The sequence below is a fragment of the Flavobacterium sp. KS-LB2 genome (assembly GCF_036895565.1).
Taxonomy (GTDB): domain Bacteria; phylum Bacteroidota; class Bacteroidia; order Flavobacteriales; family Flavobacteriaceae; genus Flavobacterium.
Genome location: NZ_CP145904.1, coordinates 1,977,520 through 2,004,165, shown reverse-complemented (window position 1 = coordinate 2,004,165; position 26,646 = coordinate 1,977,520). Strand labels below are relative to the sequence as shown.

The window sequence follows — 26,646 nt, the reverse complement described above, 5'->3', positions numbered from 1 at the left end:
CAATGGCAGAGTGGACAGAAAGAGCCGAACTTTTATTCAAGAAAGAAGGTTTAGCTAATTTGCAAAATGCAAACGTATTGGTAGTAGGATTGGGCGGTGTTGGTTCGTTTGCCGCTGAATTTTTGGCAAGAGCAGGAGTGGGAACGATGACTATTGTTGATGGCGACGTAGTTGATATTACAAATATTAATAGACAATTACCCGCTTTGCATTCTACTGTGGGGCAACCTAAAGTGACTGTTGTTGGGGATCGATTGATGGATATCAATCCCGAATTAAAATTGACTCGTGTACAAGAATTTCTTTCGCCAGAGCGTGCTTTTGAGATTGTATCAGAAGAATTTGATTATGTTTTGGATTGTATTGATAGTGTGACTCCAAAGTTGAATTTGATTATTGCAGCCAAGCGAAAAAGAGTCAAAATCATAAGTAGCATGGGCGCTGGCGGGAAAATGGAAGCTTCTAAAGTGAAGGTGACTGATATCACGAATACCGTAAATTGCTTCTTTGCTAAAACTATTCGACGCCGATTGAAAGAAGTTAAAATTGATAAACTAAAAGTCGTTTTTTCTTCTGAAATTCAAGACGAATCAAGTTTAAAAATGACCGATGGTTCCAATTTTAAGAAATCATTTTACGGAACAAACAGTTACATGCCTGGGTTATTTGGCTTGTATGCTGCCGAAACTGTGATTCGCTATTTATTAAAAAAATAGTGTTGGCTTTTCAGTCTTTGTTTTAGAATTTATAATTCATAACTCATAATTTATAATTGCAGATGATACAAACCGTAATTTTTGACATGGATGGTGTAATTGTCGATACAGAACCCGTACACCGCTATGCTTATTTCAAACAATTTGAAGAATTAAATATTGCAGTTACTGAGGAAATGTACACTTCATTTACTGGTTTTTCGACTCGAAATACGTTTCAGAAATTGAAAGAGGTTTTTGTAATTGAGCACGAAGTAGAAGATTTAATTCAGCGCAAACGCACTATTTTTAACGATGCTTTTGACAGTAAAGCGGATTTGGAATTACTGGAAGGTGTAGAAAATCTTATCAAAGAATTACACCAAAACGGAATACAGTTGATTTTGGCTTCTTCGGCTTCGAAAGTGACAATAGAACGTGTTTTTAGCCGCTTTAAATTACATGACTATTTTACGCATGTGGTAAGCGGAGAAGATTTTCCAAAATCGAAACCACATCCCGCTATTTTTGAACATGCAGCAAGTTTATCAATTGCGCCAAAAGAAAGTTGTATTGTTATTGAAGACAGTACGAATGGGATAAAAGCGGCTAAGGCTGCGGGAATTTTATGCGTGGGGTATAATAGTGTACATTCAGAAGCACAAGATTTATCAGAAGCGGATGTCGTTATCAATCATTTCAACGAGTTGGGTTTTGAGGTAGTTCAGAATATTGATTCTAAATTAAGGAATAATTAACATTTGAAAGCCACTGAATTTGTAAATTTGGAAATCATAAAAATTTAAAACATGAAAAAAATAATCATTGTATTTGCCATTATTATAGCAAATTTCACTATTGAGGCACAAGTAAAAACGCCACAATCAAGTCCAAAATCTACTATCATGCAAGCAGTAGGTTTGACAGATGTAGAAATTAATTATTCAAGACCAAGCGCTAGAGGAAGAGCAGTTTTTGGTAATTTGATTCCTTTTGGAAAAGTATGGAGAACAGGAGCTAATGAAAATACAACTGTATCTTTTAGTGATGATGTCGTAATTGATGGTAAAACGTTGAAAAAAGGAACCTATTCCTTATATACAATTCCAAAAGTAGAAAGCTGGGAAATAATTTTCTACAAAACTACTGATAACTGGGGTAATCCAGAGGAGTGGAAAGAAGAAAATGTAGCACTTAGAGCTACTGTTAAACCAGAAACTTTAAATAAAAGTGTAGAGACTTTTACTATTGGTATTAATGGTTTAGATAATAATTTTGCCTTTTTAGAAATATATTGGGAGAACTCGTATGCTGCCGTAAAATTTGAAGTTCCTACGCAGCAAAAAGCAACGGCTAATATCGAGAAAGCATTAGCAGGACCAACTGGCGCTGATTATTTTTCTGCTGCTCAATTTTTATTCCAATCAAATGGTGATAATGCTAAAGCCTTAGTTTATGTAAACAAAGCTTTGGATATGACTAAAGACAAACCATTTTGGTATAACAGATTAAAATCATTAATTCAAGCAAAATCAGGGGACAAAAAGGGAGCAATCGAAACGGCAAAATTATCTCTTGCAGCGGCTGAAATTGCTAAAAACCAAGATTATGTAAAAATGAATAAAGATAGTATTGCAGAGTGGAGTAAAAGTTAATTTACCTTACTGTAATGTGAAATCCCGTCTTGGTAGTTATCGAGACGGGATTTTTTTTCTTCATATTTAGCTTTTTTAACCATCGATTTGCAGATTAAATGAGAAGTATTTGTACCTGTAAAGTGAGTAAAGCACAACCGCAGATTCCAAGATTATCTTTAAGATAGATGTAAGAAAGAAACAACTGAAGATTCGCAGATTTTTTGCTTTACGTTTGTGGTGTGATGAATCTAAAAAACAACCGCAGATTCGCAAATTTTAATAATCTGCGAATCTACGGTCAATAAATTATAACAGTTAAATTTTGCTTATTTATTTGAAAAATAAACGATTTTACCTTAGGCTACAACTACTTTTTGATTTCTAAAAATGGTCCACTGCAATAGCAATGAAATAACAATAGTTAGCATTGCTCCAATGAAATTAAGCCATAAATAGCCCAGTTTTTCTTCTCCGCTTGGAAAGATATAAATAGCATAATAGTAAATGATAAAAATAGTAAGCTGACTAATAACGGCGCTATAAAAAATAGCTTTGGACTGTACTTTGTGGATGTAAAAACCAACTAAAAATATGCCCAATACGGTTCCATAAAAAATGGATCCTATGATGTTTACCAATTGAATTAAATTTTCAAATAAGGTTCCGATACAAGCAAAAAGAATGGCGATAACTCCCCACAATAAAGTGAAAAATTTTGTCGCATACAAATAATGTCTTTCTGATTTTTCTTCTTTTACATTACGCTTGTAGATATCAATTGCAGTGGTTGATGCCAATGCATTTAACCCTGAAGCAGTTGATGACATGGCTGCTGAAATTATAACGGCCAGTAACAAACCGATGAGTCCTTTAGGTAAATAATTTAGGATAAAGTGAAAAAACACATAATCTTTGTCGTTGGTTTCACTGTTGCTATCCGCTTTTAGGATTATTTCTTTGGCGCGATCTCTTAAATCTTTTTCTTTATTGGACAACGCTATTAGTTCTTTTCGAAGAATTGGATTGTCATAATCTTGATTGAGCTGATCGATGTACAATAGATTAATTACCTTTTTGTCTTCGGATAGATCACTTAGTTTATTCTCTAAAGAATTATATTCACCTTTAAAAGCTGATTTTTCAATCATGGCTTTGTTGTTTGGATTAAAATTTAAAGGAACAGGATTGAATTGAAAAAAAACAAAAACCATAACTCCAGTCAATAAAATGAAGAACTGCATAGGAACTTTTAAAAGTCCATTCATAATAAGTCCCATTTGACTTTCACGAACTGATTTTCCAGATAAATACCGTCCTACCTGAGATTGATCGGTTCCAAAATAAGCCAGTGCCAAGAAAAAACCACCTGTTATTCCACTCCAAAACGTGTATTTTTCTTCTGGGTCAAAAGAAAAGTTAACGATATTCATTTTATCATTTGCACCAGCAATATGCAACGCACTTGTAAATGTCATATCGTTTGGTAAATAATGCAATATCAGGAAAAAGGTAATAAACATCCCCGACATGATGACAAACATCTGCTGTTTTTGAGTTACATTCACCGCTTTGGTTCCACCCGAAAAGGTATAAATAATTACTAAAACACCAATAATAATATTCATGTAAGTAAGATTCCAACCTAATATAGCCGACAAAATAATCGCGGGCGCATAAATCGTTAATCCAGTTCCTAAGCCTCTTTGGAACAAGAAAAGAATGGCTGCTAATGAGCGAGTTTTTAAATCAAATCTTTTTTCAAGGTATTCGTATGCCGTGTATACTTTGTATTTGTGATACAATGGAATAAAAGTTACACATATTACCACCATGGCAATCGGTAAACCAAAATAGAATTGAACAAATCCCATTCCGTCATGATACGCTTGCCCTGGCGTGGAAAGGAATGTAATGGCACTTGCTTGTGTGGCCATAACAGAAAGTCCAACAACATGCCAAGGAGTTTCGTTGCTACCTAGGATAAAATCTTCTACATTTTTACTGCCCTTTGTTTTCCAAGCTCCGTAAATTACAATAAACAGTAACGTTACTATAAGTATAATCCAGTCAAATAATTGCATAATCTAAGCGTATAATTTCATGATGAGACAAAAAATCAAGATGTAAATAGCATTTGCCACTAGTACCCAAGTATAGTTTTTTTTCCAGGTTTTTATTTTTTTTGCTTCCATTTCAGTTTGGGTTAAGGCTTAATTTTTTGTGCAGGAATAGTTTCTGATGATTGTAGCGAAATCATATTGGAGATTAATTTATAGGCTCCAGTAACACCTTCGGGTAATTCTCTAAAAAAGCTTAGTCCGGTATAAATATAGTGTCCTTTTCCGTAAGGAGCAATTAATAAAGCACCGTCTTTAGGAGTTTCTCCTTTATCATTTGAAGAGAGAATAGGAGTGAAGGCTTTGTCATATTGACTTGGGTAATACAATCCTTGTTCTTGTTTCCAACCTTTAAAATCTTCAGTAGTAATCTTGTTTGGGAAATTCAAAACGGGATGGTTTGGTGCCAAAAATCGGACTTCAGCATCTTCTTCAGTGACACGGTCGCGAGACAATTTTAATGGATATGGCGCGATATTTTCGGTAACCAGATCACCAGCTGTATTGTATTGAACGAGCATTGTTTTTCCGCCTTTTACAAAATCAAAAAGGATTGTTTGCTTATTTGCTAATGCAGCAACGGTATTATAAGCACGAACACCAGTCATTACTACGTCAAAATTTTCTAATTTTTCGGGTGTTATTTCTTCGGGTTTAAGTAATGTAACACGGTATCCCAGCTGAGTCAAGCTGCTTGGAACTTCATCTCCAGCACCCATTATGTATGCAATCCTCTCCTCATTTGTTTTTAAATCCGTTTTTATGAGTTTAGCTTCTGCTGATTTTAAAACTTGCTGTTTGGTAATATGGTCATAATTAATGATTATTTGTTCCTTATCAAATCGCTTATTACCGATAATCGCTACACTTTTGGCCACAGCTTCATCAGATTTATTAGGCGCATTTACCTCAAAATAAACAATCTGCTCCGTTCCCTTTTTTTCAATACTAAAAGGAATTGATTTTGGAGAAACTTTCCAATTTTCAGGAAGTTCAAGTTTTAAATCCCCTTTTACGACATCTTTCCCTGCTTTAATTTTTACGCCTACATATTTAATTTTTACATCTTTAAAAATCAATACTTTGTCTACAATTGAAGTGGTTACCTCAGGAACAATATCTAGATAATTATAGACTTCACCTTTTACATCATCGTTGTATTTATAGACTACTGTTCGTTCAAATGGGATTTCGATTCCGTTGATTTGAACGTTAAATAGCACTTTAGCTTCGCGAATAATATCAGGAATTCCTATGTTTTGCTGTTGATTTACGGCATACATTCCAACGGTTCCATTTTCTCTTAACCAATATGGTTGTGTATAGTTAATAGATTCAGGTAATTTTAAATTTAAATTGATGTTATTTAGAATATTATTTTTTAACTCGCGATTTTGAGGGGTGTTTATTTTTTCTGGTAAACTGGTCACGCTCATTAATTGTATTGGCGCTGAGCTTCTATTGATGGCCTCAAGTTTAATTTTAATAGTACTTCCAGGAGTTGCTTCTTGATTTTGGGCTACAGCTTCCAGATATAATCCGGAACAGGCCGCTATAATTTCTTTTATGGCTTCTGATTTCAGTGGTGCCCAATGATTTTCATCTAAAGCTTTCATCATTACGTAGGCTTTCGCCAAATTTGGAATACTTGCCGAAGGATTATTATGGTCGAATTCAGTAGCAATTGTAGTCAATAATTCACCAATGGGTTTCCCTCCTTTTACACGGTTCCAAGAAGTATCAATTCCTTCAAAAAGGGATTTTTTTTCTTGTAAAGCATCGCCATTAATAAACTCTAAATATTCTGTTTCTTCGCCACGTTCCCCCGTGCTTCCAAATCCTTGTGATTGATGGCGACTGCGACTTAATGCGGCTATTTCTTGATTTGATTTCCCTAAATCAGCATAATAAACCCCAGTTTGCATGGCTATTAAATTCGTTTTATCAGCAGCATTAAATTTTTGGATTGTTCCATAAAACCACCAGGAAGTATTAAAAAACTGGCGTTTGGTTTGCCAAGGCTTTACAAATTGTAATTGTTCCGGGAAAACTGTTGGGTCGCTAGCTAGTTTGAAACTTTCGACACTCAACATGGCTGATGATGTATGATGGCCGTGTGTAGTTCCAGGCGATCGATGATCAAATCGGTTTACAATTACATCGGGTTGAAATTTTCGAATAGCCCAAATAACATCAGCTAGTACTTTGTCTTTGTCCCAAATTGCTAGGGTTTCTGTCGGATTTTTAGAAAAACCAAAATCATTGGCACGGGAAAAAAACTGTTCTCCACCATCAATTTTTCTAGCTTCGATCAATTCTTGTGTTCTAATGACGCCTAATAATTCTCGCAATTGAGTACCTATTAAGTTTTGCCCACCATCACCACGTGTCAAAGATAAATATCCTGTTCTTGCCTTTTGTTCATTGGATAAATAAGAAATTAACCGCGTATTTTCATCATCTGGATGTGCTGCTATGTAAAGTACCGAACCTAAAAAATTAAGTTTTTGTATTTGATTGTAAATTGCAACAGAATTTGGTTTTTGGGGTTGTTGCGCAAGTATTAATTGGCAGCATAAAAGTAATGTTAGAATAGCGGATACGTATTTTTTTTGCATTTTTTAAAATTTAATTTGCACTAACTTCAAATGTAGGAATTAAATAAATTCTACTGAACTGTTTTGGGTTTTCTTTAATAATAAAAAAGAGAGAGAACCTAATTTAGGTTCTCTCTCTTTAAATAAACGGATAATTAATCTCTATCTCGTCCGTTTCCTCTTCCATTCCCGTGTCCGTTTCCGTGTCCGTTATTTCGGTTATCTTGTTTTCTATATTCTCTATGGTTATTATTATCATATCTTCTATGATTATCATTTCCTCTTTGATTTACATATACTCTACGGTTGTTGTTATATCCTATATTTCTTTGTTCTCTTCCATGATATCCTCTGTAATATTTTACTTTATGATTCTTAAAGTGGCTATAGGGTCTAGAACCATGATAATCGTTTAATACTACTTTGTATCCACCATATAAATCATAGTTTCTATATTGATTAGGTAAATATCTGGAACGAATCCATCTTCCTCCACCAAAATAAATGAACTGAGTGGCTCTTATATCGTAATATGCTTCAACATCTGGAAGATAATAATATTCAGCTTCAGCATACCCCACAGGTCCCCATGATGGAGCTGTACCTATGTTTAAACTTACTGAGACTTGTGCATGTATAGTACTTGATGCAAAAAGGATAATTCCTACGGCGATTAATTTTAATGTTCTCATTTTTTCAAATATTTAATTAGTAATAAATTTTTTATAATAGCTCGTTATTATGATACTTTTGAGTATTTTCAACAACTATGCCAAAACGAAAAAATTAACATTTAATTAAGTAATAGAAGGGTTAAAAAAAAGAGAGTCTCAAAAATGAGACTCTCTTTTTTTAGTACATAAAACCAGTATTAATGTTTTCCATTTCCATGGCCATTATTTCCTTTGCCTCCTTGATTTCCTTTACCATGATTTCCATTACTTTTGTATACTTTTTTATAATTACTACGGTGGGAACCTATTGATTTTTGAGGTTTACCTTTGTATCCTTTGTAATATTTTACCTTGTGAGAATTAAAGTTACTGTATGGTCTTGAGCCATGGTAATCGTTTAGGACTACTTTGTAACCATTGTATAAGTTATAGTTTCTGTACTGATTAGGCAGGTTTCTGGAGCGAATCCATTTTCCTCCACCAAAATAAATAAATTGAGTGGCTCTAATATCATAATACGCTTGGACATCTGGTAAATAATAATAATCTACATTAGAATATCCTGCTGGACCCCAAGCTGGTGGGCTACCAATATTTACATTTACTGAAACTTGTGCTTGCATCGTATTTGCTGATGCAAAAAGTATAATTCCTGCGATGATTAATTTTAACGTTTTCATTTTTTCAAAAATTTTAATTAATAATTATATACTATTTTTTACAGATAATATATTTTTTATCTTCTTTTTTTGGTTAAGCCAACAACTGTGCCAAAACAAAAAAATTAACATTTAATTGTGTTATTTTACTTCATAAAAAAAAGGAAACGAATGTTCGTTTCCTTTTTCTAGAGCTATTTATTTACTTATAATAAAAGTATCAATAAAAGAATAATTATTATAATTGCACCTACTGATAGATATACTCCATTTCCAGTAGATTTTAATTCTGCTTTAATGGCACGTACTTCTTTTCGTAGTTCTTTTTTTTCAGAAGAATTTAAAGAAGATTTATCCATTGCTTTTATTTCGTCAAGGCGATTAAGCAATACTTTAACCTCTGCAGGAACTTCTTTTGTAGTGTTTGTAACTGAAGTTGGATTTTTTTCAGCAGCTAACATTTGGGTTGGAACAACACTTAACGACAATACCATCATCATTAAATAAAAGGTAACTTTTTTCATTTCTTTTAGGGTTTTAGTTATTAATTTAATACATTATAAAAGTAAACAATAGTAGTAGATGAATCTTATATAATTGTGATATTAAATTATATAATTTACACTATTAGATTTGTATTTTTTTTGTAATGGTTTTAAAATTAGGATTTTAAAATTATTTTTCTGGTGTAGGTTCACTTTTTCTAACTTTATTATTTGTAAATCACCGTACGAGGCTTACCTAACTCAAAATCCTGAAAGCCAAAATCAGTGGTTTCAAAAGAGTTGGTTTTAAAAATATTTTCACCATTACCAGGTATTGATGGATAGTAGGAAAGTGAAATTTGGAAAGAACTAAATACCAAAAAATCATTGTTTATTATTAATCCAATTCCAATTTTAGAATATGCCTTATTTTCTACTAAACCTTTTTCAGGATTTCCGAGCATAGCAATTGAATAGTTGAAATAGGGATTTAGTCGAAATCCCCAAAGATTCCATGGTGCGTAGGCTTGAGTTTGCAAAGTCAATATTGCTTTCTCGGTTCCATAATTAGCGCTATTAAAACCTTGAATTCCATAATTTTCATTGATATTGAGTTGATCACCTATAATCGCAACGCGATTGGAACCAATAATGAGTTGTGGTTTGATAAACTGTCGTAATTTCCATTTGCCCAAACTGATTAAATTAGTGAAATAATTCGCTTGAAAAGAAAAAGCATTTTGCTTTGTGTTTGATTGTTCTAAAAATGTGCCTAACTCAAAATTAGCACTTAGAAATCCCCATTTATAAAAGTTTCCAAAAGCAGCTCGGGCTCCTAAATAGTAGCGTCCTTTATGGTTTTTATGTTGATAGCCGGAAGTTATTCCAAATATTTTTCCAATAGGTACATCTTCAATAATTCCATTTTGGAAAATATAACTGTCTTGAACGAACTTCCGTGAAGTGATCCCAATTCCAATAAGCGAAAATTTTTCATCAGAATAAAAATCATTTGGATCGTAATCAATTATTGGACTTTCCAGATACTTTATGTTCAAAAACCTTCCAGCAACGACTAGATTTGTAGTTCGATCACTCTCGGTATTACTTTTGAAAATTCTAAAAGCATGACCCAACCATACGTCTTGAGAATTGTATTTGAAATTTTGGTAAGCAAATGTTGCATTGGTATCTGGAAGTGTATCTTTTCTAAATTGTTTGTCAAAATAGATTCCGCCAGCCCATTTTGTAAAAGGCGAATAAAATAGGCGCTCTATAGAAGCACTTTTACCATAATAATTATCTAAATCAATGCGATAGTTTACCGAAGTTTTAATGAATGTGTTTTTGAAATTAGGAATAGTATATGCCAAGCCATACGCGTTTTTTCCATCACTGAATCTGTTTTTGAATTCAGTATTAAATTCATGTCCAGATCCTAGAATATTTCTATCATTCAGTTCAAAACTGCTACTAGAACTAGACACGGAACCCTTTGGGATAATACTCCATGTGTCTAAAACGCGGATGAAAACATCTACAGAATCAGGACTGTTTTTAATTAATTTCGGACTTACATCAACACGGCTGATGTAGCGTTGTGTTCGTATTAAACGTTCTGATTCTTTTACGAGTAATGAGTCTAAAGGCTTATTTTTTTTGATAAGTAATAAGTTCTTAATAGCAAGTTTACTTGTTTTGATGTGAATCCTATTTCCTGTTCGCTCAGCCCAGTTTCTTGCTTCTCTTGTTGAGTCAATTTCGGAATACCCAAAAGGATCTAAAGTGACAATATTGATGTTTCGGATGATTTTTCCTTCAAAGTTTTTAAATTTTTTGGGGACTACTTTTTTCTTTTTGCTTTTGACATTGACAGGTCTAAAAACTAATTTATGTAGCAGTTTTGTAAACTTATTTTTTTTAGAATAGGTCTGGATTTGTTGATACACTTCTGAAGAATCTTTTTCCTTTTTGTCTTCTTGAGAAAAAGAAATCTGATGCCAACAGAAAATTAAAATAATTAGAGCCAGTCTTTGTTTTTTAAACATGATAAAAAATAATTTTAAACATTGTTAACGAAACAAAAGAAAAAATCGGTTACGGATTAATTCGAATTAACAAAATTTAGCATTCGAATATACTATTTTAGAAACTATTCAATGGTTTTATTAGAATCATTTTCGGTTGTAGTTTCCGTAAATATGGGAACCACAATGTCTGTTTTGATTACTATTTTTTTTGGTGTTGATTCAGAATCAAATAGTGGTAATTTAATATTGCGCCAAGTATAGGTCTTGGGTAAATGATCTCCCATAAGATAACCCCATGGTTCTAAAGATTCAATTCTGTCAAAAATTACTTTGAGTACTGCAAGAATTGGAAGCGCTAAAAACATACCAGAAACTCCTGCAATTGCGCCTCCAATGATAATCCCAATAATAGATATAAACGCATTTATTTCTACTTTTGAACTTACAATCAATGGAACTAAAATGTTATTATCAATTAACTGAACAATTATAGTAATGACAATTACTCCAACAATTATTGATATATCTGGCGAACCTGTAAGTGATGCCACAATGCTTAGCATTCCTGCAAAAAGGATTCCTATATAAGGAATCAGATTTAAGATTCCAGTTACGATTCCCAGTAGAATAGCATATTTTACACCAATAAGCATAAATCCAATTGTTGTCATTGTTGAGACTAAAACCATTTCAATAATTAAACCCACTATGTAACTGTTGATAGCTACTCGTACATTTGTTAGTATATCTTTTAATTGCTCGTGGTTCTCTTTTTTAAATAATTTGGATAAAAACAACAGAAAATGAGTTCGGTATAAAAGAATTAAAAATGTATAGATAGGAATTAATGTTAAATTTACTAATGTATCCGTAAACGACATTAGAGTTGTACCAATCAATTCTTTTCCTTTTTCCATAGAATCTTCAGTAGCAGTATCAATATATTGCTTTTGTTCCCATGAACTTAAATGGAAATTGTCTCTTACAAATCCTTGGATATTTCGGAGGTGTATGTTGATGTTTTTCTCTATTTTATCAAAATCATCTGCGAAATCACTGATTTGAAAAGATAGAAAAACAAAAAGTCCAATGAAAAATAAAACGAATAAAGTTACCGCCAGCATTACTGCTAAAACATGAGGAAAATAGAGTTTTGATTTAAGAAACTGAACAATGGGGTACAATAAAATAGCAAATAAAAATGACATCATTATGGGCACTAAAATATCTTGACCAATATAAAAAATAAAAATTAGTGCTATTAAGCCCAATAAAACCAGGGTTAGTTTAGCATAAAATGGAAGTTTTAAAATATCATTCATATTCTTTATTTTTTAATAACGGATGTACCATTCAATCGTGAAAGGTATAATTTCTAGTTAGCAAATATGAAAAATAAAAGAAATTAAAGTATTATATATTTCTTATCATTAGTTGTATAATTATCACTTTTAATTAATTTATGATAGAATGTAGAAAAACATTTGTAAAGTTAGGAATTAATCGACGAATTCTTTATCGTCAAAATGATTTTTAAGTATTGAAATTCCTTTTTGTAAAAGCAGGTTATTAGGATAAATAATTTTCTCTCCATCAATAGTTTTTAGATAGACATGAAAAGCACCAATATCCTCAATTTCTGCTTCAATAGGGAAATCTTTATCATGTATTTTAATGACGTCACCAATTTTAAACGGAAAAGAAAAAAACAAAATAACACCTGATGTTATATTACTTAAAATGGACCATTGGGCAAACATAGCAACACCCACAACGGTTGTGATGGAAGAAAGTGCGATAAAAATATCCTTAGTTTGTACTCCCCAAATTAGTATTAAGGCAATAGTTACCAAAATATTAATAAATAAGTGAATGTATTTAATTACTAAATTAGTTCTATGCTCTAGTGTTTGGTTTGATTTGGAGTAGCGTCTGACTAGTTTTGTTGAAATTATTCGAAATAAAATCAGTAAAATTCCTAACACCCCGGTTGCAATTAATTCTCTGCTATATTCGTGTATCAATGATATTTCCATAATGTAACTAGACTAAATTAGTAAGATATTCATATACTTTATCAGTAGGCATTCCCATTACATTAGCATAAGAGCCTTCAATTTTTGAAACAGCAATAAAACCAATCCATTCCTGTATGCCATAAGCGCCTGCTTTATCATAAGGTTTGTAATTTTCTAAATAATAACGAATCGATTCGTCACTTAGTTCATTGAAAGTAACTTTAGTAACTTCATGCAACACAACTACTTTTTCATTGGTTTTAAAGCAAACAGAAGTGATGACTTCATGCGTTGCATTAGATAACGATTTCAGGATTTGAAAGGCATCTTGTTCGTTTTTTGGTTTGCCCAAAGCGGTATTGTTATGCCAAACGATAGTGTCGCTGGTGACTAAAATTTCATTTTGTTTTAATTCTCCCTCAAAAGCATTGGCTTTCAATGCCGCTAAATAATTAGTGATTTCGGCTGCTTTTAATTCTGGTGGATAAATTTCTTCAATTTCTTTCAATCGAATTTCAAAATCTAAGTCCAAATCCTTGAAGAATTGCTGACGTCTTGGTGAACCCGAAGCCAGAATTAAAGTGTATTTTTTTAATTTATTTTTAAGCATTGTATTTCATATTTAAACTAATAATAACAACAGACAGGATTCCAAATAACAGAATCCATTTTAACAGCATACTCAGCGTATGAAACTCTTTTTTAGATTTTGCAGTCCAAATTTTTATGGAAAAATAAAATAATGGGCCTACGACAAAAAGCAATAAATAGACAGTTACAAATACTAAATCAAGAAGGTATTTATTGATGTAATAGAGCATAAAAAGTATAGGGACAAAGCTTAGTCCAGCGACTATTTTTGCAGTTCTCGATTTGCCTATTGCAATAGGTAAAGTATTCATTCCTTGGTTATAATCACCATCAACATCTTCAATGTCTTTAACTATTTCCCTCATCAAATTAAGCAAAAAGGTAAACAGTGCATAATCTAAAAGAATAGAAAAAATAAGTCCTATCTGTTGTTGGTTTTCTACATTAATCGTTGGGAATAAATCAAAAATTCCTATGATAACAACACTAAACGAAAGCAACATTGCTACGATAATATTACCAATAATCATCATTTGTTTTAGGCTTGTTGCGTACAAATAAAGTGTGGCTGCAATCATAATAAAAATAGAGGCAAAACCAGGTTTTACAATAACATTTGACAAGTAAAAACCAATAGCCACACCAGCAACAGTCAGTGCAATGTAAATATTATAAGCACTGGTTTCAGAAATGGTTTTGCCAACAATTACTTGATTTGGTTTGTTAATTGTATCAGTATTTTGATCAAAAATATTATTAATCACATACCCACCAGCAGCGATTAAAACAGTCGATAAAACTAGTAATCCGTATTGCCAATCGGCTAGTGCCAATGGAATATTCTGAAATTTAAAAAAAACATACCTGAAAATAAGCTGCATGAAAGCAAGCATCAGTAGATTCGGGTATCGAATTAGTTTTAGAAAGTTCATTAAAAAGTTATGAGTTATGGGTTGGGAGTCGTGAGTTTTCTCAAAATCAGCAATCAAAAATCGTAAATCTAATCATGTTTCCCATCAAAATGTGCCATCCATTTTCCTTGTGCTTTCATCACTTGTTCTATCACATCACGTGCAGCGCCTTTTCCTCCGTTTTTGTGCGAAATATATCTGGAAATAGCCTTGATTTCTGGGCTTGCATCTTGTGGACAAGTGGGTAATCCTACTAATTTCATCACGTGATAATCAGGAATATCATCACCCATATACAAAACATGTTCTGGATTGATACTGTGCGCTTCAGTATATTCATCAAATGTTTCTACTTTGTTTGGGGTGCCTAAATGAATAGCTGTAATTCCCAGATTTCGTAATCTAATGCGAACACCTTCGTTACTTCCTCCCGAAATAATACAAACGTTATAACCGCTTTCTACTGCGGCTTTCATGGCATAACCATCGCGAATATTCATGGTGCGAAGAATTTCTCCTTCATTGGTTACAAAAACAGAACTGTCAGTAAGTACGCCATCTACGTCAAATACAAACGTAGTAATATCATTCATTATTTCTTTATAACTTTTTGCCATTATGCTGTATAGATTGTGTTAGTGTTTTATAAATTGTAAGTTGATTTTCATTGGATAAAAAAGCCTCATGCGTAGCAATAGTAGCCGTATCATTGCGTTTAGCCGGACCAGTTTGCGCTTCTGATGGCGAAAGTAACGTTATTTTTTGAGCTGTTTCTGTAATTAAAGGAATTAAAATTTCAAAAGGAACTTGATGTTCTTGACAAATTTCTTGACCTATTTGGTACAAATGATTCGTGAAATTATTGATAAAAACAGCTGCAACATGCAAGGCTTTTCGTTGTTCAGAGTTGATAGCGAATATTTTATCAGAAATTGATTTGGCTACTTTATCTAATAATTGATAATCCGTTACATTTTCGCTTTCTAAACAGATAGGAATAGTTCTAAAATCAATTGGCTTGTTTTTGGTAAAAGTCTGCAAGGGATAGAAAACGCCTTTTCGATTATTGTCATCCAAAGCATTCAAAGAAACACTTCCTGAAGTGTGAACCACCAAGCGATTTTTGAAAGGAAGTTGCGAAGATATACTTGAAATTGCATCGTCGGAAACAGCAATAATATACAAGTCCGCTTCAGCCAAAGTATCTAAATCATTTGTAATCTGACTTAAATCGAGTAGGTGAGAGACGCTTCCTATTTGTCTTGAAAAAACTTGAACCAATTCGATTTCACTTCCCATATTTTGGGAATTTTGGAATGCTGCAATCAAATGTTGTGCTACATTTCCTGAACCAATAATACTTACTTTAGTCATGTGACAAAATTAGCAAAAAAATACTAAGAGTTTTATTCAATTTTGGATTGGCTAATAAACTGTAACTCCAATTAAAATATACTTTTATTCCAAAAAATGAAGCTACTTAATTTTGGATTAAATTAACAAATGTGCCAATATAGAAGTCAACAATTTTAAGTACTTTTGTGGCACTTTTATAAAAACATAATCCCTTAAAAATGGATAAAAAAATATTTTCTTTTTTGTTTTCTACTCGATTAATGGCCTTTTTATTTATTGTATATGCAGCTTCGATGGCTACGGGAACCTTTATCGAAAGCAAGTATAATACTGATACAGCAAAAAATTTAATTTATAATGCATGGTGGTTTGAGGCTATTCATGTATTTTTTCTAATCAATTTCTTTGGAAATATCAAGCGTTATCAGTTATTAAAGAAAGAAAAATGGGCAACTTTATTGCTTCATTTGTCTTTTATTTTTATCATTTTGGGAGCTTTCGTAACCCGTTACATCAGTTATGAAGGAATGATGCCTATTCGTGAAGGCGCAGCTGAAAATCAAATTTTTTCTGATAAAACCTTTCTGACTGTTTTTGTAGATGGTGAATTCAAAGGTGAAATGAAACGTAGGGTTTTTGAGAAACAAGTGTTGTTGTCTCCGGCAACTAATAATGATTTTAGTATTTCAGGAAAGTTTGCTGATACTCCATTTGAGGTAGAATATGAAAATTTTATCATGGGAGCTAAAGAATACATTAAACCAGATCCTAAAGGGACCGTTTTCTTGAAAATTGTAGAAGCTGGAGATGGAGGACGTCACGAGCATTTCTTGAAAGAGGGCGAAGTTCAGAACATACATAATGTTTTATTTTCGTTAAATAAATATACTGATGGTGCCATAAACATCAATACAACAGGAACTGCTTACACTATTCAAACCCCTTTTGAAGGAAACTTTATGCGAATGGCAGATAAACTACAAGGGAAAGTAACCAAAGATAATGCGCAACCATTGATGATGCGTTCTTTATATAGTATTGGTGAAATGCGATTTGTATTTCCAGATCCTGCAGTAAAAGGTGTTGTTGATTATGAATCGGAAAATGATTTTAAAGCAAAGAACCATGAAGATGCATTAACCATAAAAATCTCTGCCGATGGTCAAGAAAAAACAGTAACAGTTTTAGGTTCTAAAGGTAAAATTGGTGAAGCAAAAACGGTAAAAATTGGAAATATCGATTACTCTTTTTTCTACGGAAGTAAAGCGTATGTCTTGCCTTTTAAAATAAAATTGAATGATTTTATTGCACAAAAATATCCAGGAACAGAGAAAAGTTATTCTTCTTTTGAAAGTAAAGTAACCGTTCAGGATAAAGAACCATTTGATGCCAGAATTTATATGAATAACGTATTGGATTATAAAGGATATCGCTTTTTTCAATCAGGATTTGATCCAGACGAAAAAGGAACAATTTTATCTGTCAACCATGATTTTTGGGGTACAGCGCTAACTTATGCTGGTTATTTTATGTTGTATTTTGCAATGATGGCGATTATGTTTACTAAATATTCTCGTTTTGCTGATATTAAACGCAAACTGGAAGTGGTTAAAACCAAAAAAGCTAAATTATTGACTATTTTAGTGTTGATGTTCAGTTTCAATAGTTTTGCTCAAGAACAAGAACATAACCACGCAGATCATGAAGGACATGCACACACAGAAGCTGCATCAGCGCCTACAACACACGCAAATCACACCAAAAAAGTATTCAGCCAGGATGAACTGAATGACTTGATAACTAAATATAAAGTACCTGCGGAACATGCAGCAAAATTTGGTAGACTTGTCATTCAAGATGGTGGCGGTAGAATGAAACCGATTAACACATTTTCATCCGAATTATTGCGAAAAGTAAGTCAAGATGATTCATATAATGATATGAATTCTGATCAGGTATTTTTGTCCATAACACAATATGCTAGTTATTGGATAGAGATTCCAATTATCCATTTACGAAGAGGTAACGACAGTATTCGAAAGATTATTGGAGTCGATAAGAAAGCTAAATTTGCACCTTTTGTAGCTTTCTTTGATGCTAAGGGAAATTATAAACTTTCCAAATATTTAGAAGAATCATTTAAAGCGGCTAACCCCAATCAATTTGAAAAGGATTTTATAGAAACCGATAAAAGAGTAAATTTGATGGAATCTGCATTAAGTGGTCGTATCCTTAAAATTTTTCCAATTCCAGAAGATAAAAATAATAAGTGGGTTTCTTATTTAGAGCTCAACGAAGCAGGTTTCAAAGGAATGGAAGCGACGTATACTAAAAATGTACTGCCTTTGTATTTTGGTTCTTTGGCAAATGCTTCAACTTCTAATGATTACAAAACTGCGGATGAATTACTGGAAAGTATCAATGGTTTCCAAAAACGTTTTGGCAGTAAAGTGAGACCAAGTGAAGAAAGAATTACATCAGAAGTCTTGTATAATAAATATGATGTTTTCAATAAACTTTTTTATTGGTATGCTTTTGCGGCGATTTTGATGTTGTTTTTTACAATAATGCAAATCTTCAAAGAGCGCAAAGTATTAGCTATAGCAGTAAATACAATGCATATTATTATAGGATTATTATTTGGATTGCATACTGTGGGCTTAATTGCGCGTTGGTATATTTCCGGTCACGCACCTTGGAGTAATGCCTATGAATCGATTATTTATATTGCGTGGGCTACTATGTTTTTTGGTTTGGCTTTCGACAGAAAATCAAAACTTACTGTGGCTTCATCAGCTTTTGTAACAGCAATGATTCTTTGGGCTGCAAATCTAAACTGGATTGATCCCGAAATTGCAAATCTGCAACCAGTACTGAATTCCTATTGGTTGATGATTCACGTTGCGGTAATTGTGGCTAGTTATGGTCCGTTTGCATTAGGATTTATTTTAGGTGCGGTTTCACTATTGCTGATTTCTTTTACCAATGAAAAAAACAAAGTCAAAATGGATTTGAATATTCAGGAAATCACTTATATCAACGAATTAGCATTAACGATAGGTTTGATAATGTTAACTATTGGAAACTTCCTTGGAGGACAATGGGCCAATGAAAGTTGGGGACGTTATTGGGGATGGGATCCAAAAGAAACTTGGGCCTTGATCAGTATTATGGTCTATGCATTTGTAATTCATGCTCGATTTGTTCCTTCTTTACGAGGAAAATGGATTTTCAATTTAATGAGCATGTTTGCTTTTATATCTATTTTGTTTACGTATTATGGAGTAAATTTTCACTTGGTAGGATTGCATTCTTACGCAAGTGGTGAAGCACATTCGTTGAGTTGGATTTGGTATTCTCTTGGAGCAATTACTTTGTTTGGTGCTATTTCCTATCCAAAATATAAAAAGTACTATAAGAAATAAGATTTGTTTATTTTAGATACTAAAAAGGTTCAACTTCATTGTTGAACCTTTTTTTATTCCTCAAATTCTCTTCTATTCATTTTATAATATTCTAATGGCGAAACACCTGCAATTTCTTTAAAGCTTGTAAAGAAAGGGTTGTATGAGGTAAATCCAACTTTTTTTGATAATGAATCGAGAGTATTATTTTTTAGATAGTTTAGTTCGATTTGTTTGATAGCATCGTGTATTCGGATAACCTTTTTATACTCAGAAAAGGAAATAGTTGAATGGTATTTAAATAAATACGAAATATGACTTTTGGGAATTTGCAGGCTGTTTGCTAAATCTGTAATTGTAAAATTTGCATTTCTAAACAATTCAAATTTTAATGATACAGACTCAATTTCTTTGATATAGTTCATAATATTTGGATCTATTTTTTCTTTAAGAATCAAATGTTGACTGTTATTTAATTCAATATCAGGAGTTATTTTCCAAATAAAATCCAATACCAAACTATTATTTTTATTCTCATTAATCTTTTGATGCAAAACATTATAGCCATAAAGGATTTCAGGAGAAATTAATATTTTGAATAAAATAGTTAACCAAATCACTGCGGATATCCACTGATAACTATGCCCTTTAATGGTTTCGTCAAAATATATTTCGATAAAGACTGATACGAAAAGCCTTGTTATAGTAAGTACAAGTGCAATAAATAAAAATAATGTCCAATTGTTAATTAATTTATTTTGTTTTTGGATTACCTTGATTTCGCCTTTTCTAGTCCAAATTTTAGTTCTTAAAAATTGAAAACATAAAACAACATATACGATTGCAAAAATAAAAAAAAGCCCGTATAAAATAATTTCGATGCTTTGATAATCAAAAGAGTAATGATTGCGATTAATTATAAATAGAAAAAAAGTGATGGGAAAGATAAAATGCAATAGATCCTTTAGATTAATTTTCTTTTTGTTCTCAGATAAATTTTTAAAATACAGATAGCAAATAGGGATTACGACCAATGATATATTCGAATATCTAAAATAAGTATTTCTAAAAGCGGGATCAAAAATAAAATAGGTTAAACCCGATAGAAAAAAACGTAATGAAATTATAAGGATTAATAGAATGATGTAGAGGTTCATTATTCTATTGGATTTATAATTTGTAAAAATTAAAAAAGCTGTTATTGAACCGATAATGCCAGTGATAATGAAAAGTAAATTTGAAAGCATTTTGTTTATTTTTTACAAGTTTAAAATTACAATTTTTATTTTAAAACTAGTTTGATACGTTACTAAAAACTGAAAAACAACACACTTCAGTAGTGAAATACTTTACTGTTGTATATTAGATATTGAAAAATAACATGCTTTTATTCCTTCTTTTGAAGCTTTTATTTTCACCTTTTAACATTTTTTTAGTTACTAATAACTGAAAAGTTCTTACTAATTACTTATATTATCGTTTAAATGCATTTTTTATCGGTGAAATACATTAATTTAGTTTAATATTGTTTAAAATAAATTTCATGAGGTACTTACTTATATTTTTTACCGTAACCTTTCACGGACAAGTTTTACACCATCAAATGCTATCTTCACAAGGTACATCTAAAAAACTACCTAATGGAATAGTGGTAATGCAAACTATTGGGCAACAAAGTCGCATTGGAACTTCAAATAATACTTTTGTTGTTATGCAGGGATTTCAACAAAGTTTTTGGGGGAAATATATTGCTTCAAATCCAATCGAAGTCATTCAAGCTAAAACTTATCCTAATCCATTTATTCAAACAGTAAACATTGAATTTTCTAAAGAGATTATCGATGAGATAACCATCAATGTTTTTGATTTAAGTGGACGATTGGTATTTGAACAAAAGAAAAAATCAGAGAATATGATTTTGACATTTTTACTTCCTTTATTGCCAAGTTCAGAATATTTAGTCCGCTTAAATACTTCAAGCTTCAGTTATTTTACTAAAATTATTAAATTATGATAAAAAAATACTTTCTATTTATTACACTTATTGCAACATGTCAACTCTTTTCTAGAGAAGTTTTCAATAGTATAGAAAAGAATTTTACTCTATATACTTGCAAAACCTCATTTGGAAAATCAAATGCTGGTCTTTTTCACTTTTCCAATAATTCATATTATTTAAATTTTATGGGCTCATCTAATTATCTTGGATGTGTTTCATATTTTTCTTGTTGTACTAACTCCTCGAAAAATCTTGATAATTTAATTTGGTCAGGATTTATAGGTTCTACTAGTTATTTGAGAAAAGGGAGAACGGCATAGGAATTCCTAATATGCTTTAAAGTATTGAGTTTGTTTTTTAAAATAAAATAACTCCTGTACTGACTAAAAAAAGTTGTCATTTAGTATTATTCGAACCAAATTTTGAATTCATATCATCATAAATTAACTTAAAATGAAAAAAATAATTTTACTTTTTATATTTTTTTTATGCGCTAAGAGTTTTGCGCAAAACAATGGAATAACCTATCAAGCTGTAATTTTAAATCCGAATAGAGTCAAAACATCAGATTTGAATAATTCAAATTTGCCACTTGTTAGTAAGGATATTTGTATGTTGTTTAAATTTGTGGACGAGTTTTCTAATGTGGAGTATCAAGAAATTATTAGAACTAAAACAGATCCATACGGAATGGTAAATCTAATTATAGGAACTGGAACCCAAACTTCAGGATATGCTACTTCATTTTCAAAAATTTCATGGGATTCAGTTGATAAGAGTCTAGTAGTTGGTATAAATGTTACTGGGGATTGTTCTTCATTTACGGAAATTAGTAATCAACCTTTCAATTACGTTCCTTTTGCTTATTCCGCAATAAATACGGTCAATGTTACAGGTGTTGTTGCTGTAGAAAATGGTGGAACAAATGCAATTACTGTTTTAGGTGCTAAAACAAATTTAGGATTAGAGAGCGTTGATAATACATCAGATTTAAATAAACCAATTAGTAATGCTACAAAAGTAGCACTTGATTTAAAAGAAGATGGATCAAACAAAAGTACTAGTATAATTACAGACGGGAATTCTGATATAAAATTTCCAAGTGTAAAATCTGTTAAAACGTATGTTGATTCTAATATTTCATCAAATGGAATTGCTTTAACTACAGAAATAAATAGAGCTACAACTGCTGAAAATACAATCGCAAGTAATTTGGTTTCAGAAACTACAAGGGCTACTATAGCGGAAGGAACTAATGCGACTGCAATTAGCACCGAAACAATTCGTGCAACATTAGCAGAAACAACTCTAACAGCGAATCTAGCAACTGAAGTAGCACGTGCAACAACCGCCGAAGCAACCAAAGAAGATGCAATAAATAAAAGCACAGATGGAAGTTTTACTTCGAATTCAGATGTGAAATTCCCAACAGAAAAAGCGACAAAAACTTATGTTGATGGAACAGCTGCAACAGCTTCTACTGCTTTAACAACAGAAATAAACAGAGCTACAACTGCTGAAAATACAATCGCAAGTAATTTGGTTTCAGAAACTACAAGAGCTACTATAGCGGAAGGAACTAATGCGACTGCAATTAGCACCGAAACAATTCGTGCAACATTAGCAGAAACAACTCTAACAGCGAATCTAGCAACTGAAGTAGCACGTGCAACAACCGCCGAAGCAACCAAAGAAGATGCAATAAATAAAAGCACAGATGGAAGTTTTACTTCGAATTCAGATGTGAAATTCCCAACAGAAAAAGCGACAAAAACCTATGTTGATGGAACAGCTGCAATAGCTTCTACTGCTTTAACTACAGAAATAAACAGAGCTACAACTGCTGAAAATACAATCGCAAGTAATTTGGTTTCAGAAACTGCAAGAGCTACTGTAGCGGAAGGAACTAATGCGACTGCAATTAGCACCGAAACAACTCGTGCAACATTAGCAGAAACAACTCTAACAGCGAATCTAGCAACTGAAGTAGCACGTGCAACAACCGCCGAAGCGACTAAAGAAGATGCAGCAAATAAAAGTACAGATGGAACTTTTGCTACTAATTCGGATGTGAAATTTCCAACCGAGAAAGCGACAAAAACTTATGTTGATGGAACAGCTGCAACAGCTTCTACTGCTTTAGCCACAGAAATAAATAGAGCTACAACTGCTGAAAATGCAATTGCTGCAAATTTGGTTTCAGAAATTACAAGAGCTACTGTTGCGGAAGGAACTAATGCGACTGCAATTAGCACCGAAACAACTCGTGCTACATTAGCAGAAGTAACTTTAACAGCGAATCTAGCAACTGAAGTAGCACGTGCAACAACCGCCGAAGCAACCAAAGAAGATGCGGTAAATAAAAGTACAGATGGCACTTTTGCTACTAATTCGGATGTGAAATTCCCAACAGAAAAAGCGACAAAAACTTATGTTGATGGAACAGCTGCAATAGCTTCTACTGCTTTAACTACAGAAATAAACAGAGCTACAACTGCTGAAAATACAATCGCAAGTAATTTGGTTTCAGAAACTGCAAGGGCTACTGTAGCGGAAGGAACTAATGCAACTGCAATTAGTGCCGAAACAACTCGTGCTACATTAGCAGAAGTAACTTTAACAGCGAATCTAGCAACTGAAGTAGCACGTGCAACAACCGCCGAAGCAACCAAAGAAGATGCGGTAAATAAAAGTACAGATGGAACTTTTGCTACTAATTCGGATGTGAAATTTCCAACCGAGAAAGCAACAAAAACCTATGTTGATGGAGCAGCTGCAACAGCTTCTACTGCTTTAACTACAGAAATAAACAGAGCTACAACTACTGAAAATACAATCGCAAGTAATTTGGTTTCAGAAACTACAAGAGCTACTATAGCGGAAGGAACTAATGCGACTGCAATTAGTACCGAAACAACTCGTGCTACATTAGCAGAAGTAACTTTAACAGCGAATCTAGCAACTGAAGTAGCACGTGCAACAACCGCCGAAGCAACCAAAGAAGATGCGGTAAATAAAAGTACAGATGGCACTTTTGCTACTAATTCGGATGTGAAATTTCCAACCGAGAAAGCGACAAAAACTTATGTTGATGCAAGTTTATCTTCAAATTCTTTGGCTTTGACTAATGAAATTTCAAGAGCAACAACAGCTGAAAATTCTATCGCAGCAAATTTGGTTACAGAATCCGAAAGAGCAACTTTGGCAGAAACGACTAATGCGAATGCAATTACTTCGGAAACAACTCGTGCGACTTTAGCGGAAACTGCTTTAGCAACGAATTTAAGTACTGAAGTTAACCGAGCAACTGCTGCTGAAGCGACTAAGGAAGATGCAGTAAATAAAAGTACAGACGGAAGTTTTACTTCAAATTCAGATGTGAAATTCCCAACCGAAAAAGCCACGAAAACCTATGTTGACGCATCTGCTTCATCCAGTTCTTTGGCTTTGACCAATGAAATTTCAAGAGCGACTTTAGCAGAAAATACTATCGCAGCAAATTTGGTTTCAGAAACTGAAAGAGCAACTTTAGCGGAAGCTACAAATGCAACGGCAATAACTGCTGAAACCAATCGTGCGACTGCTGCTGAAGCGACTAAAGAAGATACTGCAAATAAAAGTAAAGACGGAAGTTTTACTTCGAATTCAGATGTGAAATTCCCAACAGAAAAAGCGACAAAAACGTATGTGGATGCAATCGCTTCATCGAATTCTTTGGCTTTAACGAATGAGATTTCTAGAGCAACTTTAGCAGAAAATACAATCGCTACGAATTTGCTTTCAGAAACCGAAAGAGCCACTTTAGCGGAAGCGAATAATGCAACTGCAATTACTTCCGAAACTAATCGTGCAACTTTAGCGGAAACTACTTTAGCAACGAATTTGGACTTAAAAGCTAATTTGGCTTCACCAAGCTTTACAGGAACACCATCATTACCAACCGGAACAATTGCTGTAACACAATCTGCTGAAAATAATTCAACAGCTATAGCAACTACTGCTTTTGTTACAGCTGCTAACGCAACAAATGCAAATTTAACTGGTGATGTTACAAGTATTGGAAACTTAACCACTATTGCTACTAATGTTATAACAACTACTAAAATTGCTGATAGTAACATAACCAATGCTAAATTAGACAAAGCAAATATTCCTCTGAGTGGTTTTGGAGCAGCTACTAGTGCTGTTGCTTTAGGTAATAATAAATTAACAGAAGTAGCTGATCCAACTAATCCTCAAGATGCAGCTACTAAAAATTATGTGGACGCATTAACTTCCACAGGTGTTACAGGGAACGGGACAACTAATTTTATTCCAAAATTTTCTTCATCGAGTGCTTTAGCGAATAGTCTGATTTTTGATTCGGGAACTCAAATAGGGATTGGAACTAATGCGCCTACTTCTTTGTTTCAAATAGGAGGTAATGGTTCGGGAGATAATCCACTTAAATATGACTATGATGGCGGCGGTAACGGCGCTTTGAAATTTGGTTTTAGACAATACGAATACAGAATAAAATCAAATCAGAATAGTGGCGTTTTAGAAAATTTGACATTTTCATATTATAATCAAAGTACAGGAGTGGATAGTGATCGTTTTGTAATTGCAAATGATGGAATTTATATCCCAGGAAAATTAAATGTGACTGGCACCGTTAATGGAGGAGCAGCAACTTTATCCAGCTTAAACGTTAATAACAGTCAGCTTAATGTAAATAGTTCTACAAATACAGTTGGATTTTTTACCGATAGTCCCACTTCTAAATTCCAAATTGGTGGTGATGGTAATTTTGATAATCCACTTAAATATGATTATGGATATGGGTCTGGTGAAGGAGCTTTAAAATTTGGTTTTAGACAAAATGAGTTTAGAATTAAAACAAATCAAAACAGCGGAGTGTTAGAAAAACTGACTTTTTCATATTATAAAAATGCTGATGGTACTGATATTGAATCTATGCATATTGACAATAACGGATTGGTTTCTATTACTAAATTAGCGGTAACAGCAGGAAGTCCAGGAAATGGAAAAGTTCTTACTTCAGATGCCTTCGGTAATGCTAGTTGGGTTGCACCTGTTGTTGCTTCAAGCAATGAGTTTGTTGACTTAACTACCACACAAACTATAGCTGGGGCAAAAACATTTAGTAGTACAGTTACTGGAAATTCTTTTGTGAAATCAGGAGGAACTTCAGCACAATATTTAATGGCAGATGGAAGTGTTTCAACGGGTGCTGCTCCTGTACGTGAAGTTGCAGACGAAACATCTGCTGCAGCAAGTCAAGATAGTTTTACATTGACTCAAACTCCATCAATTAATAGTAAAGTAAAAATGTATGTTAATGGAATTAGAATCAGTAATGCTGCTTATAGTGTAAGTGGAACAACATTAACCTACATTCCAGCTAATAATGGTTCTTACACATTATCTGTTAATGATAGAGTTCAGTTTGATTATTTTTATTAATAGTGAC

The 26,646-nt window shown here is 32.9% G+C and carries 19 protein-coding genes; 6 read left to right on the top strand and 13 right to left on the bottom strand.

The genetic code is table 11. The features are described from left to right. Positions 1-2: 2 nt before the first annotated feature. From V5J73_RS08500 to V5J73_RS08490, 3 genes are all read left to right on the top strand, one after another. Positions 3-716 carry a tRNA threonylcarbamoyladenosine dehydratase gene (locus tag V5J73_RS08500; protein WP_338644985.1) on the top strand — a complete coding sequence of 238 codons (714 nt, stop codon included), beginning with the start codon at positions 3-5 and terminating at the stop codon, positions 714-716. 62 nt (positions 717-778) lie between these two features. Then, a complete protein-coding gene (locus V5J73_RS08495; RefSeq protein WP_338644983.1) occupies positions 779-1,453 on the top strand; it encodes an HAD family hydrolase in 675 nt (224 codons plus the stop codon). Between the two features lie 51 nt (positions 1,454-1,504). After that, positions 1,505-2,350 (top strand): DUF2911 domain-containing protein, encoded by an 846-nt coding sequence (locus tag V5J73_RS08490; RefSeq protein WP_338644981.1) that lies wholly within the window; start codon positions 1,505-1,507, stop codon positions 2,348-2,350. A 338-nt stretch (positions 2,351-2,688) separates the two neighbouring features. Here V5J73_RS08490 and V5J73_RS08485 read toward each other — a convergent pair whose 3' ends face one another. The 12 genes from V5J73_RS08485 to V5J73_RS08430 form a co-directional block, all read right to left on the bottom strand. Continuing rightward, positions 2,689-4,413, bottom strand: coding sequence for a sodium:solute symporter (locus V5J73_RS08485; RefSeq protein ID WP_338644979.1), 1,725 nt, complete (start codon positions 4,411-4,413; stop codon positions 2,689-2,691). A 122-nt stretch (positions 4,414-4,535) separates the two neighbouring features. After that, positions 4,536-7,067, bottom strand: coding sequence for a PIG-L family deacetylase (locus tag V5J73_RS08480; RefSeq protein WP_338644977.1), 2,532 nt, complete (start codon positions 7,065-7,067; stop codon positions 4,536-4,538). A gap of 134 nt (positions 7,068-7,201) precedes the next feature. Next, a complete protein-coding gene (locus V5J73_RS08475; protein ID WP_338644975.1) occupies positions 7,202-7,738 on the bottom strand; it encodes a hypothetical protein in 537 nt (178 codons plus the stop codon). 179 nt (positions 7,739-7,917) lie between these two features. Continuing rightward, positions 7,918-8,400: a hypothetical protein gene (locus V5J73_RS08470; protein WP_338644972.1), complete on the bottom strand. Its 483-nt coding sequence runs from the start codon at positions 8,398-8,400 to the stop codon at positions 7,918-7,920. A 185-nt stretch (positions 8,401-8,585) separates the two neighbouring features. Further along, entirely contained in the window at positions 8,586-8,903 is a 318-nt protein-coding gene (locus V5J73_RS08465; RefSeq protein WP_338644970.1) for a hypothetical protein, read from the bottom strand. A 188-nt stretch (positions 8,904-9,091) separates the two neighbouring features. Next, complete coding sequence (locus tag V5J73_RS08460; protein WP_338644968.1) at positions 9,092-10,912, bottom strand: hypothetical protein; 1,821 nt, start codon at positions 10,910-10,912, stop codon at positions 9,092-9,094. A gap of 104 nt (positions 10,913-11,016) precedes the next feature. Further along, positions 11,017-12,216 carry an AI-2E family transporter gene (locus V5J73_RS08455; RefSeq protein ID WP_338644966.1) on the bottom strand — a complete coding sequence of 400 codons (1,200 nt, stop codon included), beginning with the start codon at positions 12,214-12,216 and terminating at the stop codon, positions 11,017-11,019. Positions 12,217-12,393: 177 nt separating this feature from the next. After that, positions 12,394-12,930, bottom strand: a complete 537-nt coding sequence (locus tag V5J73_RS08450; protein ID WP_445236398.1) for a mechanosensitive ion channel domain-containing protein — start codon at positions 12,928-12,930, stop codon at positions 12,394-12,396. A gap of 7 nt (positions 12,931-12,937) precedes the next feature. After that, positions 12,938-13,522 (bottom strand): Maf-like protein, encoded by a 585-nt coding sequence (locus V5J73_RS08445; RefSeq protein ID WP_338644964.1) that lies wholly within the window; start codon positions 13,520-13,522, stop codon positions 12,938-12,940. Beyond that, positions 13,515-14,435: a geranylgeranylglycerol-phosphate geranylgeranyltransferase gene (locus V5J73_RS08440; RefSeq protein ID WP_338644962.1), complete on the bottom strand. Its 921-nt coding sequence runs from the start codon at positions 14,433-14,435 to the stop codon at positions 13,515-13,517. The genes V5J73_RS08445 and V5J73_RS08440 overlap by 8 nt, the downstream gene beginning before the upstream one ends. A gap of 68 nt (positions 14,436-14,503) precedes the next feature. Then, a complete protein-coding gene (locus tag V5J73_RS08435) occupies positions 14,504-15,031 on the bottom strand; it encodes a KdsC family phosphatase (protein ID WP_338644960.1) in 528 nt (175 codons plus the stop codon). After that, positions 15,015-15,788, bottom strand: a complete 774-nt coding sequence (locus V5J73_RS08430; RefSeq protein WP_338644959.1) for a Rossmann-like and DUF2520 domain-containing protein — start codon at positions 15,786-15,788, stop codon at positions 15,015-15,017. The genes V5J73_RS08435 and V5J73_RS08430 overlap by 17 nt, the downstream gene beginning before the upstream one ends. Positions 15,789-15,988: 200 nt before the next feature. Here V5J73_RS08430 and ccsA point away from each other — a divergent pair, with 200 nt between their 5' ends. Beyond that, entirely contained in the window at positions 15,989-19,195 is a 3,207-nt protein-coding gene (ccsA, locus tag V5J73_RS08425; RefSeq protein ID WP_338644958.1) for a cytochrome c biogenesis protein, read from the top strand. Between the two features lie 53 nt (positions 19,196-19,248). On the opposite strand, the gene V5J73_RS08420 is transcribed toward ccsA, so the two are convergent. Beyond that, positions 19,249-20,421, bottom strand: a complete 1,173-nt coding sequence (locus tag V5J73_RS08420) for a helix-turn-helix domain-containing protein (RefSeq protein ID WP_338644957.1) — start codon at positions 20,419-20,421, stop codon at positions 19,249-19,251. 296 nt (positions 20,422-20,717) lie between these two features. On the opposite strand from V5J73_RS08420, the gene V5J73_RS08415 reads away from it, so the two are divergent. Continuing rightward, positions 20,718-21,188 carry a T9SS type A sorting domain-containing protein gene (locus V5J73_RS08415; protein WP_338644955.1) on the top strand — a complete coding sequence of 157 codons (471 nt, stop codon included), beginning with the start codon at positions 20,718-20,720 and terminating at the stop codon, positions 21,186-21,188. A 438-nt stretch (positions 21,189-21,626) separates the two neighbouring features. Beyond that, positions 21,627-26,639, top strand: a complete 5,013-nt coding sequence (locus tag V5J73_RS08410) for a beta strand repeat-containing protein (protein ID WP_338644953.1) — start codon at positions 21,627-21,629, stop codon at positions 26,637-26,639. The last annotated feature ends 7 nt before the right edge of the window (positions 26,640-26,646 follow it).

What these genes read in the sequence shown, in the direction of transcription:
- V5J73_RS08470 (WP_338644972.1), bottom strand. Translation starts at nt 8,400, where the DNA reads ATGAAAACGTTAAAATTAATCATCGCAGGAATTATACTTTTTGCATCA.
- V5J73_RS08455 (WP_338644966.1), bottom strand. Translation starts at nt 12,216, where the DNA reads ATGAATGATATTTTAAAACTTCCATTTTATGCTAAACTAACCCTGGTT.
- V5J73_RS08485 (WP_338644979.1), bottom strand. Translation starts at nt 4,413, where the DNA reads ATGCAATTATTTGACTGGATTATACTTATAGTAACGTTACTGTTTATT.
- V5J73_RS08490 (WP_338644981.1), top strand. Translation starts at nt 1,505, where the DNA reads ATGAAAAAAATAATCATTGTATTTGCCATTATTATAGCAAATTTCACT.
- V5J73_RS08460 (WP_338644968.1), bottom strand. Translation starts at nt 10,912, where the DNA reads ATGTTTAAAAAACAAAGACTGGCTCTAATTATTTTAATTTTCTGTTGG.
- V5J73_RS08465 (WP_338644970.1), bottom strand. Translation starts at nt 8,903, where the DNA reads ATGAAAAAAGTTACCTTTTATTTAATGATGATGGTATTGTCGTTAAGT.
- V5J73_RS08480 (WP_338644977.1), bottom strand. Translation starts at nt 7,067, where the DNA reads ATGCAAAAAAAATACGTATCCGCTATTCTAACATTACTTTTATGCTGC.
- V5J73_RS08445 (WP_338644964.1), bottom strand. Translation starts at nt 13,522, where the DNA reads ATGCTTAAAAATAAATTAAAAAAATACACTTTAATTCTGGCTTCGGGT.
- V5J73_RS08500 (WP_338644985.1), top strand. Translation starts at nt 3, where the DNA reads ATGGCAGAGTGGACAGAAAGAGCCGAACTTTTATTCAAGAAAGAAGGT.
- V5J73_RS08420 (WP_338644957.1), bottom strand. Translation starts at nt 20,421, where the DNA reads ATGCTTTCAAATTTACTTTTCATTATCACTGGCATTATCGGTTCAATA.
- V5J73_RS08450 (WP_445236398.1), bottom strand. Translation starts at nt 12,930, where the DNA reads ATGGAAATATCATTGATACACGAATATAGCAGAGAATTAATTGCAACC.
- V5J73_RS08495 (WP_338644983.1), top strand. Translation starts at nt 779, where the DNA reads ATGATACAAACCGTAATTTTTGACATGGATGGTGTAATTGTCGATACA.
- V5J73_RS08475 (WP_338644975.1), bottom strand. Translation starts at nt 7,738, where the DNA reads ATGAGAACATTAAAATTAATCGCCGTAGGAATTATCCTTTTTGCATCA.
- V5J73_RS08435 (WP_338644960.1), bottom strand. Translation starts at nt 15,031, where the DNA reads ATGGCAAAAAGTTATAAAGAAATAATGAATGATATTACTACGTTTGTA.
- V5J73_RS08410 (WP_338644953.1), top strand. Translation starts at nt 21,627, where the DNA reads ATGAAAAAAATAATTTTACTTTTTATATTTTTTTTATGCGCTAAGAGT.
- V5J73_RS08440 (WP_338644962.1), bottom strand. Translation starts at nt 14,435, where the DNA reads ATGAACTTTCTAAAACTAATTCGATACCCGAATCTACTGATGCTTGCT.
- ccsA (WP_338644958.1), top strand. Translation starts at nt 15,989, where the DNA reads ATGGATAAAAAAATATTTTCTTTTTTGTTTTCTACTCGATTAATGGCC.
- V5J73_RS08430 (WP_338644959.1), bottom strand. Translation starts at nt 15,788, where the DNA reads ATGACTAAAGTAAGTATTATTGGTTCAGGAAATGTAGCACAACATTTG.
- V5J73_RS08415 (WP_338644955.1), top strand. Translation starts at nt 20,718, where the DNA reads ATGAGGTACTTACTTATATTTTTTACCGTAACCTTTCACGGACAAGTT.